This is a genomic window from Corynebacterium sp. (genome assembly GCF_030530965.1).
Classification (GTDB): domain Bacteria; phylum Actinomycetota; class Actinomycetes; order Mycobacteriales; family Mycobacteriaceae; genus Corynebacterium.
Genome location: NZ_JAUMTY010000008.1, coordinates 36,880 through 49,010 on the forward strand (window position 1 = coordinate 36,880; position 12,131 = coordinate 49,010).

Consider the following 12,131-nt stretch of genomic DNA (forward strand, 5'->3'; position numbering starts at 1 on the left):
CCAGCTACGCCCGCATCGGCACATCCGTCGGTACGATAGCGGCCGGCAAACTGGACTCGCCCATGAGCTGGCGATCCACCGCGGCTGCAGCGGAGCGCCCCTCCGAAATCCCCCACACGATGAGGGACTGCCCGCGCCCCGCGTCGCCAGCAACAAACACCGGCGCCCGGAAGCCAGCCGTGAGAGGCACCTCCGCACGAAAGTTCTCGTCGCGGACAATCCGCCCGCGGCCGTCGATCTCCAGGCCCAACTCGTCGACAATCCCGGCGCGGTCCACAGAGGCGAAGCCCATAGCCAGCAGCACCAGATCCGCGTCGATCTCGAAATCGGACCCCTCGATGGGGATCGTGCCCTCCGGGGTGCGGTCCACCAGGGTGCCCTTCAGCCCCGTGATCTTCCCGTCGGTGCCGATGAACTCCACCGTGTTCGTTTTCCACTGGCGGTTGCCCAGCGGGTGCCCTTTCACGCGGGCGTCCAGGCCGAGCTTCTCCACGAGCTCCTTTTCTTCCTCGCCGGAAACCTCGTACTCGCCCTCTTCGTGGGCAGTTGCGACGCGAAGCTTGCGGGGGAAGGTTGGCCACGGGGTCGACGCCGCCCGTGTCCGCGGTGGCTTCGGGCCGATATCGAACTGCACGACGCTCTTCGCGCCCTGGCGCAGCGCCGTCCCGAAGCAGTCCGTGCCCGTGTCGCCACCGCCGACGATGACGACGTTCTTTCCGCGGGCGTCGATCGTCGATACTACTCTGTCCCCTTCCTGGACCTTGTTGGCCTCCGGGAGGTACTCCATCGCCTGGTAGACGCCCTCTAAGTCGCGGCCTTCAATGGGCAGGTCGCGGCCGATGGTCGAACCGATCGCCAACACGACGGCGTCGAAGCCTTGCAGGTCACTCACGGATGGGGAAATGTTGGTGCGGAACTGGGTACCCTCCGCCACCATCTGTTCCAGGCGGCGGTTGATCCACTTCTTCTCCATCTTGTACTCGGGCACCCCGTAGCGCATCAGACCACCCAGGCGGTCGTGGCGCTCGAACACGGTGACGTCGTGGCCCGCGCGGGTGAGCTGCTGCGCAGCCGCCAACCCGGCAGGGCCGGAGCCCACCACGGCGACCGACTGACCCGTCGAGAATGAAGGACGAATGGGCTTCACAAAATCATGCTCAAAACCATATTCGACGATTTCCAACTCGACATTCTTGATCGTGACGGGGTCATCGTTGATGCCCAGAACACACGCCCCTTCACACGGCGCGGGGCACAAACGGCCCGTGAACTCCGGGAAGTTGTTGGTCGCGTGAAGGCGGTCGAAGGCCTCACGCCACCGGCCCAAACGGACCAAGTCGTTCCACTCCGGGATGATGTTCCCCAGCGGACAACCGTCGTGGCAGAACGGGATCCCGCAATCCATGCAGCGGGTCGCCTGTTGGCGCAGATCCGTCAGGTCCTGCTTTTCATACACCTCGTGCCAGTCCAGCAGCCGAAGCGGAACCGGCCGGTGGGCTTTGTCGTGGCGGGAATACTTTTGAAATCCATGTGGGTCAGCCATCAGTGCACAGCCTCCATAATCGCTTCGGCAGTTGCTGCCTCATCTCGTCCTTGAGCCTGACAACTCTCCATAATCGTGAGCACACGGCGGTAATCCCGTGGCATCACCTTCACAAATGTGCCGACTGGTGTCGTCGAACCAGTCCACTCCCGATAACTTGCAACAGTCTGATCCAGCCAGGCCACGTCCTCCGCGGTGGGCTCCTCAATATCAGCCAGCGCCGTATCGATACGGTCGCGAATACCACCTTGACCAGCGGGGATACCGTCGTCGGGAAGGAACGCAATGCCACCCGACATACCGGCACCAAAGTTGCGGCCCACATGACCAAGGACGACCACGCGGCCACCTGTCATGTACTCGCACCCGTGGTTACCGATGCCCTCGACGACGGCGGTCGCGCCCGAGTTGCGCACGCAGAACCGCTCGCCCACCGTGCCGCGGACGAACAACTCGCCCGAGGTCGCGCCATAACCAATAACATTGCCAGCGATGATGTCGCCCGACACGTCACGGCCGGCCTTTTCGACGGCCGACGCGTAGTGCGGGTCGGGACGCACGACAATGCGTCCGCCCGACAATCCCTTGCCGACGTAATCGTTGGCGTCGCCGGTCAAGGCCAGGGTGACACCGTGGGGCAAGAATGCGCCGAAGGAGTTACCTGCCGATCCCTCAAATTCCACGGTCAATGCGCCTTCGCGCAGGCCGTCGGCACCACCAACGCGGGAAATCTCCGAGCCGACCATGGCGCCCACGGAGCGGTCCACGTTGGAGATCCGGTACGACAGCTCGAGGGGCTCGCACTCGCCCTTCGCGTCGATGACCTCGCGCGCGTCGCGAATGATTTGGTTATCCAACGCCTTGTCCAGCGAGTGGTCCTGCTTCTTCGTGCAGTGCTTGTCCTGGTACATGAACGGGCTGTCCGGCTGCGCGAAAATCGGCGAGAGGTCGAGCTTCGCCGCATCCGGGTGCCTATCTGCCACTTCACGGTTCACGCCCAGGATCTCGGAGTGGCCCACCATCTCGTCGATCGTGCGGAAACCGAGCTCCGCCATGTACTCGCGGATTTCCTCCGCAATGAACTGGAAGAAGTTCACGACGTACTCGGCGCGGCCGCTGAACTTCGCCCGCAAGTCCGGGTTCTGCGTGGCCACGCCCACCGGGCAGGTGTCCAGGTGGCACACGCGCATCATGATGCAGCCCTCAACCACCAGAGGAGCCGTCGCAAAGCCAAACTCTTCCGCGCCCAACAGGGCAGCAATGACGACGTCACGCCCGGTTTTCAGCTGACCATCACACTGCACGGTGATCCGGTCGCGAAGACCATTCATCAGCAAGGTCTGCTGCGTCTCCGCTAAGCCCAGCTCCCACGGGGCACCCGCGTGTTTCAGGGACCCCAGAGGAGAAGCGCCGGTGCCGCCGTCGTGGCCGGAAATCAGCACGACATCCGCGTGCGCCTTGGACACACCCGCAGCAACCGTGCCGACGCCCTGCTCCGACACCAACTTCACGTGGATACGCGCATCCGGATTGGCGCACTTCAAGTCGTGGATGAGCTGGGCGAGGTCCTCAATGGAATAAATATCGTGGTGCGGCGGTGGCGAAATCAACCCCACGCCGGGAGTGGTAATACGCACCTCCGCAATCCACGGGTACACCTTGTGCGGAGGCAGCTGACCACCCTCGCCGGGCTTGGCGCCCTGGGCCATCTTGATCTGGATGTCCGTGCAGTTGTTCAGGTAGTGGCTTGTCACGCCGAACCGGCCCGACGCCACCTGCTTGATGGCGGAACGACGCCAATCGCCGTTCGGGTCCTTCGTGAAGCGGTCGGAATCCTCGCCGCCTTCGCCGGAGTTGGACATGCCGCCCAGGCGGTTCATCGCGATGGCCAAGGTCTGGTGGGCCTCGGCGGAAATCGAGCCGTACGACATCGCACCCGTCGAAAAGCGCTTGACAATCGCGCTCACGGGCTCAACTTCGTCAATATCTACCGGCGGACGGTTGGGATTGAACTTGAACAACCCGCGGATCGTGGCCAACCGCTTGGCCTGGTTGTTGACCTTTTCGGTGTAGCGCTTGAAGACCTCGTAGCGGCCCGTGCGCGTCGCGTGCTGGAGGGTGAAAATCGTCTCCGGGTTGAACAGGTGGTATTCACCCTCACGACGCCACTTGTACTCGCCGCCCAATTCCAGCTCGCGGTGTGCTTGCTCCTCGGGGCGGGGCAGGAACGCTTCGCGGTGACGGTCCCCGACGGCCTCCGCAATGGCCTCCAAACCAACACCGCCGATCGGGGCGAAACTACCCGTGAAGTACTCGTCCAGGAATTCCTGGTTCAGGCCAACGACGTCGGCTAGCTGTGCTCCGCGATACGACGCGACCGCGGCGATGCCCATCTTCGACATCACCTTCAGCAGGCCCTTGACTGCCGCTTTCGTGTAGTTATCGAACGCGGTCTCGAGGTCCATATCGCCCAAGGAGCCCTGTTTACGCAGCTCATCGATCGTTTCAAAGCCCATGTAGGGGTTGATGGCGTCGGCACCGAAAGTAATCAGCATGGCGATATCGTGGACCTCACGGACGTCGCCCGCCTCCACGATCAACGACGCCCGGGTACGCGTCCGCTCACGTACTAAGTGCTGGTGGACGGCGGAGGTCAACAGCAGCGACGGAATAGGCGCGAACCGCTCATCCGACTCGCGGTCGCTCAGCACGATCAGCGTTTTACCGTCGGCAATGGCGTCCGACACCTCACGGCGGATACGTCGCAACGCTTCCTGAATTCCGCGACCACCATGAGCCACGGCATACAACCCGGAAATAATGGCGACGTCGAACTGCGGGAACTCGCCACCATCGTTGGCGTGAACCAGCCGCGCTAAATCGCGGTTACGCAAAATGGGGTCGTCCAGGTGGATGAGCTTCGCCGCGTCCGCATCCGGGTGCATGATGTCCCGCTGCGCACCCAAGTGAGTGAACAGCGAGGTCATGAGTTTCTCACGGATGGAGTCCAGCGGCGGGTTCGTGACCTGCGCAAACCGCTGCTTGAAGAAGTCGAACAGATACGACGGGTGGTCGGAGAGCGCCGCGATCGGCGTATCGGTGCCCATCGAACCGATGGCCTCTGCACCATTGAGGGCCATGGGTTTGACGATGATGTCCACGATCTCCTGCGTGAAACCGAACACACGCTGGCGCAACACGGCCCGGTGGTGAGGCATCCAGTGGTAATCCGCGTCCGGAAGATCCTCCTTGCGCACAAGGTTCTGTGATACCCACTCGCCATACGGCGCCTGGGACGCGAGGTCAGTTTTGATCTCCTCGTCCGGGACGACGCGGCCTTGGGAGGTGTCCACCAAGAACATCTCGCCCGGCTTCACGCGGGTGCGTTCCGCCACGTGCTCTGGATCGATAGGCAGGACTCCGGCCTCGGACGCGCCGACGACCAGGCCGTCGTCGGTAATCCAAATACGACCAGGGCGCAGACCATTGCGGTCCAGAACAGCACCAATCACGGTGCCGTCGGTGAAGACGACGTCGGCGGGGCCGTCCCACGGTTCCATCAGGCACGAGTTGTACTCATAAAAGGCGCGGACGTCGTCGGATAAATCAGCGTTGTGCTCCCAGGCTTCCGGGATCATCATGAGCACCGCGTGGGGCAAGGACCGCCCGCCCAGGTGCAGGAGTTCGAGGGCCTCGTCGAAGCGAGCCGTGTCGGAACCGCCCGGGTCACAGATCGGGAGGACGCGGTCGATGGGGCCCAGCACCTCGGAATCGATGACGGCTTCGCGGGCGCGCATCCAGTTCTCGTTACCGCGGACCGTGTTGATCTCGCCGTTGTGGGCGACCATGCGGTAGGGGTGGGCCAGCGGCCACGACGGGAAGGTGTTCGTCGAGAAACGGGAGTGGACCACCGCGATGGCGGACTCCACCTCGGGATCCTGCAGGTCAAGGTAGAATTCCCGCAATTGCGGGGTGGTCAGCATACCCTTGTAGACAACGGTCCGGGCGGACAACGAGGGGAAATACACGGTGTCCTCGCCCGAGCCGGCGCCAGCACCCTTGCTGCCGAGTTCGCGTTCGGCGCGTTTGCGGACGAACCACACGGCGCGGTCCAGGTCAATGCCTTCGAGGGGGGTACCGTCGTCCTTGGTTCCCGAAATAAAGACCTGGTGGAACAGCGGCATCGCGTCCCTGGCCATGGCGCCGATGGATGAATCGTCGACGGGGCAATCACGCCACCCGATGAGCGTTAGGCCTTCTTCTTTAATGATGTCTTCGACGTAGCGCACTGCGTCGAGCGCCGCCATGCGGGCAGCTGGCAGCATGGCGATGCCGGTGGCGTACTGGCCGGCGGGTGGGAGTTCAATGTCCTGCTTGGCCATTTCACGGCGGTAAAAAGCGTCCGGAATCTGAATCAGGATCCCGGCACCGTCACCGGTGTTTTTCTCAGCACCTGCAGCACCGCGGTGCTCGAGATTAACAAGTGCTTGAATTCCTTTGTCGACGATGTCGCGGCTTTTGTCACCGTGCATGTTGGCAACGAACGCGACGCCACAGGCGTCATGCTCAAAGGATGGGTCGTAGAGACCCTGGCGTGAGGGAACAGTCGTCATCTGGTCGCCTTTTCGTTCACATGGCTGTAACGAGCCTGGTTAGCCGTGGTCTGTCGGTGAGATCTACCACGTGCGGGGTTGTGCACAGTGAATAAGATCAGGGGTCTCGCACGGGGTCAACCGTGAGAGACCGAGCCCAGTGCTAATGCGACGTGGGCCTTCTCATTTATTTCAGGGGTAGATTGTTACTTTATCGCAGGAGGCTCACATGGGTGGTGAACTCCACGTTCTGCCCTACTACCTGTACATCATGAATGTTTCAGCAATGTTTCCTAGACGTTTCATGGATGTAGTGGTTATGTCAGCTGTTATCGGGCTTAACAAGCGGGAAGGCCAGCGACTGGCGGATCGTGGACCCCGTAATCAGCATAACGATGCGGTCCACGCCGATACCCAGACCACCCGTCGGAGGCATACCGAATTCCAACGCACGGAGGAATTCCTCATCCAACTCCATAGCTTCGGGGTCGCCGCCGGCGGCAAGAAGCGATTGTTCCTCTAACCGCTGACGCTGATCAATAGGATCGGTCAGCTCCGAGTACGCAGTACCCAGTTCGACGCCCCACGCCACGAGGTCCCAGCGCTCCGTTAACCCCGGCTTACTGCGGTGCCGACGCGTCAACGGAGACACGGACACCGGGAAGTCCTTATAAAACGTGGGGAATGTCGTCCGCGACTCCACGAATTCGTCGTAGAGCTCTTCGATAATGGTGCCGTCGTCAGCGTCTGGGCGCAGAGGCATGCCCGCCCGTTCCATCAGGGCATCTAATTCTTCGCGTGGCGTGTCCACCGAAATAACCGGGCCGTCCCAGATTCCGTCCGCCCGCGCGCCCTCGGTAATGGCGTCGAGCACGGATTTCACGGGCCACTCGCCAGAAATGTCGACCATGCTGCCGTCGGGTGCCGTCACGACGGGTTTCCCATGCACCGCGGTGGCCGCGTTCACAATGAGCTCATGAGTCAAGGTCATCATCGTTTCGTAGTCGCCGTGGGCGTCGTACGCTTCCAATGATGTGAACTCCGGGTTGTGAGTGGCATCGACGCCTTCGTTGCGGAACTCGCGGCCCAGCTCGAAGACACGATCCACTCCGCCACACATGAGCCGCTTCAAGAACAACTCGGGGGCGATGCGGAGATACAAGTTCATGTTGTACGCGTTGATGTGCGTAATAAACGGCCGTGCATTCGCGCCACCATGGATGGGCTGCAAAATGGGGGTTTCCGCCTCCAAGTAGCCCGAACTGTGCAGGTCGCACCTCATCGAGTGCAGCACAGCGGACCTCGCCGTCAACGCCCGGCGCGACTCAGCGTTAACGGTCAGGTCGATGTGCCGGGACCGCACCCGCGCTTCAGGGTCGGTAAGCCCATCAGTTTTGTTGGGCAACGGGTGCAAGGATTTCGCTTCAAATCGGATACTGTCGGCCAGAAGCGACGGCTCGCCCTTCCGCGAGACACCCTTTTCGCCCTCAACGCGAATAATGTCGGCAAGGTCAAGATCTTTGCGCCAGGCCTCATAATCGCTGCACCGAGCTTGTTCGACGATCACCTGTGTGTCGCCCGACCAGTCATGGAGCTGGAGGAACATGACGCCACCGAAGTCGCGCCGGGCAATGATACGGCCGGAAATGGAGGCCGCAACACCGTCATCCATGCCGGCGATCTGCGCACAGGTATGCGTCGGGCGGACTGCAGTGGGCCACGGGCTCAGCCCTTCATCGCGCAAACGCTGGGCTTTTTCCAGGCGCACTTTGACTTGTTCCGAACGACGGTGGTGCACTGCGCGCCCGGCACGGGCCTCCTCCATGAGGCGAGGTGCGAGCTCGAGCGCTTCGGCAGCGCCTTCTCGTTTCACCGATCCGACGGGGGTTAGTGGGGGTTTGCGTCGCGACAGGGGCGCGGGCACGAACCCTTCAACGATGCCGGACACCAGTCCGACGCGGGCGATGGCGCGGTTATCTTTGAAACAGATGTACCGGGGCGCCCAGGTGGGGTTGTATTTTTCGTTGGATCGGTAGAGCGCTTCCATCTGCCACCATCGCGACAGGAAGACCAGGAGGCTCCTCCACAGGCGCATGACGGGGCCGGTGCCGAGTTCGTGGGCCGTCGCAAAGACCTGGCGGAACATGGCGAAGTTCAGTGAGATTCGTGTGACTCCGACGTCTAGTCCGGCATTGCAGAGCTCCGACACCATGATTTCCACGGTGCCATTGGGTGAGTCGGGTGACCGACGCATGAGGTCCAGCGAGACTCCGGTGCGCCCCCACGGGGAGAAGGAGAGTTCGCCGACGCGTCGGGCCACACCGGTGGGTGAATGGTGGGCGTCTTGGATGGCCTCGACCAGGAGGTTATTGGAATCGGCCGGATCCCCCAGGCGCGAGAGTGCCATAGAGAAGCCACGTTCGTTGTTGGTGTCGCGCCATGCGTCGGCGTCACGCTGGACGCTGGCCATCTCTTCATCGGTGAGTTCTCCGTGGCGACGGATCCGCACGGTCACGCCTGCTCGTCGCGCCCGAGCGACGGCCTGTCGCACTGCTTTAAACTCGGGCTGACTCAGTGAGAAGCTGTCGGTGTAGATGATGGCTTCGTCACCCAACCGGAGGGTTTGTAGTCCGTGGGATGAATAACAGTGCGCGCCCCGATCGGATGCCCCCATCACCGCCGGGGTCCACCCGTACATCACGGCCTGGTGAAGCCACGCATCCACGGCTTGATCCCAGGCAGCGGGGTTGCCGATGGGATCTCCCGACGCGATACAAACACCCAGTTCGACGCGATACGTGACCGCTGCCCGCCCATCGGGAGAATAAATGACAGATTTGTCGCGGCGCGTCGCGAAGTAGGCCAGGGAATCGTCCTCTCCCCAGCGGGCGATCATGGCGCGAATGGCTGTCTCGTCGTCGGGAGTAAGAGCATTATTGTCGCGCTGGCTGCGGAACAGGGTCCACACGGACAGGAGGAACACGATCGCACTGGCCAGGGTGATGACAAATGACACGATCCATTCCGGGTGGCCGCCGAAGAACTTTTGGTCGACCAACGAGAAGGCAAAGGACTTGTTGAGAACCCATTGCAGACGATTACCGCGGGACAGGGTGTGCGGGAACAGTTCGACGAGTAACCAACCACTGGCGGTGACCAGGCCTTCCCCGATGACGTAGACCGCGAGGGCCTTTCTGATGGCCGCGTGCCGTGTGCGCGCCGGGAAGGCGGAGCGGGTAGCCAGGAGGCCGATGAGCATGATTGCTTGGACGATGAATCCCACGTTGAGTTCAACCGTCGTAACCGTGCTGCCGGTGTCGTAGCCGTTGACACCCAGCACGAAGAGCAGGATGTTCTCGATGTTCAGGATCACCAGGAGAATAACGCTGACCCACCAGGCCAGGCGTTTGCGGGCGAGAATCGCTCCTGCCAGCAGGCCCAGGGCGAGGGCCCATGATATTGAGACCTCTGGCATGGGGAGGATCACGTAGTCGAAGAATTCCCGGATGCTCTGCAGCTGATGCCGGACCGGCCTGACCGCGCTGAACAGTAGCGCGATGAAGGAATACACAGCGAGCAAGGTGCCAAAAAACGGCGGGAATCTTTTGATAAACGTGGCGAACACAGTCTTATCTTGCACCCGCCCTGAACCTGTAGCCATAGAATTGTCCCCTAATATCCTGTGATTTCCTTGTGAGACTACCAGTCGTTGGCGCGTACCTATGATTGGTCAGTGAAACTGCGTTTCTTGCCGACGACCGAGTTCCTGGAAGTCGACCTTCCCATTGGCAGTAAAGGGGACGCCTTCCCTTTCGAGTAGCTGTTGTTTGAGGACGAGCCCGCGAGCCCCTCCCATGTAGCCGCCGAGAGAACCCCCGGCTGCGACGACCCGGTGGCAGGGAATGAAGAGCTGAATGGGGTTTGTTCTGCATACTGATCCGACTGCGCGCGCTGCTCGCGGCCGGCCGGCAGCTTCTGCCAATTCGCCGTATGTGAGCACGTCACCGGGCGAAATCTGGGCCATTTCTTCGCGCACGGATTTCGTGAACTCGGTGGGATCATCCTCGACGTCGAGCGGGAGGGTAAACGCTTGCCTTGTTCCGCTGAAGTACTCGTCGAGCTGCTCGCCGATCTGTGTCAAGAGGTGGCGTTGGGCTTCACTCATGTCCGACGTGGCAGCGGGATCAGCGATGTCTGGATCTGTGGTGCCCGGATCCATGATGTAATGCGACGCCACGATGGCGTGGTTGTTGATTGTGACGTCGATATTGCCGAATGGTGTGGGGAAACGTTGTGTCCGATAGGTCCGGTCGCCGCGTTCGTCGCGACGTTCAGTGGGGCCGTCGCTGTATTCGGCGGGCATGGATGTGCTCCGGTGGTTCATGGGGACAACGATAGCGGGTAGTAAAAAACCGGGTTACCAGCGCATCTGCGCTCATAACCCGGCTCTGAAATCGGTTAGGACCTCAAAGGGTAAGTCCCCGACTTACTTGTCTTTGTTGAGGAACTCGGAGGCCTTGTCTTTCAGGTCCTCGATGCCCTGCTTGATCTTGGACTCGGCCTGATCGCCTTTGCCTTCAGCCTTGAGGTCTTTGTTGTCAGTAACGTCACCGGCAGCTTCTTTGGCCTTTCCGCCAAATTCGTCTGCCTTGTTCTTAATGTCGTCAGAAATACCCATAGGCTTCTCCTTCTGTTCTAGCTTTGCGACGCAACGAGCGGCATCCATGTCGGGTAACCCGCGCTCATAAGAACGGGGTTGTGATATCGCGACGTGGCCACCGTCGTCAGTTGTCTGCGTGGATAACTCCCGCAGGCGGACGACGGTGATGGCTCGCTCGTGTGCACATCGCCTAACAACATGACACTTTACTACGGATTTCGCACCACTGGTGGTTGCCAGACATTTCCTACGAACTTGTGACCATTTCGGTACCTAAGCAGGTGGCGCACCGTTCCGACAACCGAGGCAACCAGAGGCGACCGGGACAACCGCGTCTGCCGAGATGCAGGTTTTAGTCCCCGATCTCCAGCAGAGACTGCCCACCCTGAACGGCGTCGCCGGGTTGCACGTGAAGTGCGGTGACGGTGCCGTCGTTGGGGGCTGTAATTTCGGTTTCCATCTTCATGGCTTCAAGAACGACGATCACTTCGCCGGCCGTAATGGCTTGGCCTTCCTCAACAAGCACCTTGCTGACGGAACCAGCCAGGGGTGCCGTGACCGAATTGGCACTGACACCCTGGACAGATGACGTGGTCGGCGCGGTGGGGGTTGGCCCGTTGCTGTTGCCACCAGTGATGATGGTGCCGAGTGTGGGGCGTTCTTCGTGTTCAACTTCTACGTCCACGGAATAGGGGACGCCGTTGACGGTAACTGTCAGTTTCATTCTTTCGGGTTCCTTCTATTCGTGGCTTATTGCCATTTCGCCTTGTGCTGAACTGCCTGCCGACCTTGCTGTGACCAGCTGCGATGGCGCAAGAAGTGAACTGCACGCACGGTTCCGCGGTTACCCATGTAGGCGGATACGGCCGCACTGATCGCAATCAAGACATCTTCAGGAATTTCCTCGTCAGAGCGTTGCTTCAGTGCCGCAACTTCGTTTTCCAGCTTGGTGACGTTGCGGGAGAGCTTCTCCACCTGGTTGGACAGGCGAGCCAACAACTGACTGAGTTCAGCAGAGGATGCATTGTCTGTATTCATGCTTCTCCGATCAGTTGGGGGCCAGGCCGTGCTTCTTAGACGGCCGGTTCTCACGCTTGTTGGTCAGCAGCTCTAGGGCCAAGGCAACTTCGCGACGTGTATCCGCGGGGTCGATGATGTCATCGACGAGGCCTCGGGACGCCGCCATGTATGGCGTCGAGAAGGTGTCTTTGTAGAGCTGGACGAGTTCGCTCTTCTTGGCGGCAGCTGCTTCGTCGCCACCCTCTTCCTGGGCTTTCTTGATTTCCTTGCGGAAGACGACGTTCACGGCTCCGTCGGCACCCATGACCGCAATTTC

8 protein-coding genes are annotated in these 12,131 nt (G+C 61.1%); all 8 read right to left on the bottom strand.

From position 1 onward, the window contains the following. Positions 1–4 precede the first annotated feature (4 nt). Positions 5–1,543 carry a glutamate synthase subunit beta gene (locus tag Q3981_RS03010; protein ID WP_303123780.1) on the bottom strand — a complete coding sequence of 513 codons (1,539 nt, stop codon included), beginning with the start codon at positions 1,541–1,543 and terminating at the stop codon, positions 5–7. Beyond that, positions 1,543–6,156 (bottom strand): glutamate synthase large subunit, encoded by a 4,614-nt coding sequence (gltB, locus tag Q3981_RS03015; RefSeq protein WP_303123782.1) that lies wholly within the window; start codon positions 6,154–6,156, stop codon positions 1,543–1,545. The genes Q3981_RS03010 and gltB overlap by 1 nt, the downstream gene beginning before the upstream one ends. 301 nt (positions 6,157–6,457) lie before the next feature. After that, positions 6,458–9,796: a bifunctional lysylphosphatidylglycerol synthetase/lysine--tRNA ligase LysX gene (gene lysX, locus Q3981_RS03020; RefSeq protein ID WP_303123784.1), complete on the bottom strand. Its 3,339-nt coding sequence runs from the start codon at positions 9,794–9,796 to the stop codon at positions 6,458–6,460. Between the two features lie 69 nt (positions 9,797–9,865). Beyond that, positions 9,866–10,519: a methylated-DNA--[protein]-cysteine S-methyltransferase gene (locus tag Q3981_RS03025; protein WP_303123786.1), complete on the bottom strand. Its 654-nt coding sequence runs from the start codon at positions 10,517–10,519 to the stop codon at positions 9,866–9,868. A 102-nt stretch (positions 10,520–10,621) separates the two neighbouring features. Further along, entirely contained in the window at positions 10,622–10,813 is a 192-nt protein-coding gene (locus tag Q3981_RS03030; RefSeq protein WP_041628701.1) for a CsbD family protein, read from the bottom strand. Positions 10,814–11,147: 334 nt separating this feature from the next. Beyond that, a complete protein-coding gene (locus Q3981_RS03035) occupies positions 11,148–11,519 on the bottom strand; it encodes a biotin/lipoyl-containing protein (RefSeq protein WP_012730732.1) in 372 nt (123 codons plus the stop codon). A gap of 26 nt (positions 11,520–11,545) precedes the next feature. Further along, on the bottom strand, positions 11,546–11,833 hold the full coding sequence (locus tag Q3981_RS03040) for a methylmalonyl-CoA carboxyltransferase (RefSeq protein WP_012730731.1): 288 nt from the start codon (positions 11,831–11,833) through the stop codon (positions 11,546–11,548). Positions 11,834–11,843: 10 nt separating this feature from the next. Continuing rightward, positions 11,844–12,131 (bottom strand): carboxyl transferase domain-containing protein (locus tag Q3981_RS03045; protein WP_303123792.1); only part of this gene is annotated, 288 nt, incomplete at its 5' end.

Bases quoted from the DNA above. Each gene is read 5' to 3' on its own strand.
- Q3981_RS03010 (WP_303123780.1), bottom strand. From the start codon at position 1,543: ATGGCTGACCCACATGGATTTCAAAAGTATTCCCGCCACGACAAAGCC.
- gltB (WP_303123782.1), bottom strand. From the start codon at position 6,156: ATGACGACTGTTCCCTCACGCCAGGGTCTCTACGACCCATCCTTTGAG.
- lysX (WP_303123784.1), bottom strand. From the start codon at position 9,796: ATGGCTACAGGTTCAGGGCGGGTGCAAGATAAGACTGTGTTCGCCACG.
- Q3981_RS03025 (WP_303123786.1), bottom strand. From the start codon at position 10,519: ATGAACCACCGGAGCACATCCATGCCCGCCGAATACAGCGACGGCCCC.
- Q3981_RS03030 (WP_041628701.1), bottom strand. From the start codon at position 10,813: ATGGGTATTTCTGACGACATTAAGAACAAGGCAGACGAATTTGGCGGA.
- Q3981_RS03035 (WP_012730732.1), bottom strand. From the start codon at position 11,519: ATGAAACTGACAGTTACCGTCAACGGCGTCCCCTATTCCGTGGACGTA.
- Q3981_RS03040 (WP_012730731.1), bottom strand. From the start codon at position 11,833: ATGAATACAGACAATGCATCCTCTGCTGAACTCAGTCAGTTGTTGGCT.